Source organism: Porcincola sp. LCP21S3_C12, assembly GCF_052118625.1.
Lineage (GTDB): Bacteria > Bacillota > Clostridia > Lachnospirales > Lachnospiraceae > Porcincola.
The window spans coordinates 1-1,557 of record NZ_JBQKGW010000060.1; the positions used below are offsets into that span (position 1 = coordinate 1).

The 1,557-nt window shown below is 54.2% G+C and carries 1 rRNA gene; it reads right to left on the reverse strand.

Going from position 1 to position 1,557, the window contains the following annotated elements:
* Window positions 1–1,557 (reverse strand): 23S ribosomal RNA (locus ACTQ1N_RS12600); the annotation flags it as partial.

Consider the following 1,557-nt stretch of genomic DNA (forward strand, 5'->3'; position numbering starts at 1 on the left):
GTACCCACTTCTCTGCCTCCCACCTATCCTGTGCATGCATCACCGAATCCCAGCATCAAACTGGAGTAAAGCTCCATGGGGTCTTTCCGTCCTGGCGCGGGTAGCCAGCATCTTCACTGGCACTTCAATTTCACCGGATGCATTGTCGAGACAGTGCTCAAATCATTACGCCTTTCGTGCGGGTCGGAACTTACCCGACAAGGAATTTCGCTACCTTAGGACCGTTATAGTTACGGCCGCCGTTTACTGGGGCTTCAATTCAAAGCTTCGCTTGCGCTAACCTCTCCTCTTAACCTTCCAGCACCGGGCAGGCGTCAGCCCATATACCTCACCTTTCGGTTTCGCATAGACCTGTGTTTTTGCTAAACAGTTGCTTGAGCCTATTCTCTGCGGCCATCTCACGATGGCACCCCTTCTCCCGAAGTTACGGGGTCATTTTGCCGAGTTCCTTAACAATGCTTCTTCCGTCGGCCTTAGGATTCTCTCCTCATCCACCTGTGTCGGTTTACGGTACGGGTGACGGATACACAATAGCGGCTTTTCCAGGCAGTGCTTCCGGATGCTTCCCTACTTTCATTTCGGTCCACGTCACAGACCAGGCTTCCGGCAGCGGTTTTTCCATCTGCCCACCTCTTCTGCTTGTACGCGTCTCTTCATTCCGCGCTCATCCTTCCACCCTGCGTCCCCGCAGTTCTGATATCCGCCAGTGCAGGAATCTCTGCCTGCTGTCCATCGGCTACGTCTCTCGACCTCGCCTTAGGTCCCGACTTCCCCAGAGCAGATCAGCTTTACTCTGGAAACCTTGGATATTCGGCCGATAGGATTCTCACCTATCTCTCGCTACTCATTCCGGCATTCTCTCTTCGATGCTCTCCACGGCTCCTTATCGGTACCGCTTCTTCGCGCATCCAATGCTCCTCTACCAGCCGCTTTCGCGGTTCCTCAGCTTCGGTGGTGTGTTTCAGCCCCGGAAATTTTCGGCGCAGGACCTCTCGACCAGTGAGCTGTTACGCACTCTTTCAATGTATGGCTGCTTCTGAGCCAACGTCCTGGTTGTCTTCGAAATCCCACATCCTTTACCACTTAACACACACTTTGGGACCTTAGCCGGAGGTCTGGGCTCTTTCCCTTTTGACCACCCAACTTATCTCGTGCGGTCTGACTCCCATGGATCGGCTTGATGGCATTCGCAGTTTGATGATCTTCGGTAAGCTTTGACGCTCCCTAGGATGTTCAGTGCTCTACCTCCATAAGTCTGCCATGAGGCTAGCCCTAAAGCTATTTCGAGGAGAACCAGCTATCTCCGGGTTCGATTGGAATTTCTCCCCTACCCACAGCTCATGCCCACCCTTTTCAACGGATGTGGCTTCGGACCTCCACTGCCTCTTACGGCAGCTTCATCCTGGCCATGGGTAGATCACCCGGTTTCGGGTCTGCAGTGTCTGACTTTCGCCCTTTTCAGACTCGCTCTCGCTCCGGCTCCGCGCCTTTGGCGCTTAACCTTGCCGGACACCGCAACTCGCCGGACCGTTCTACAAAAAGTACGCAGTCGGGCTT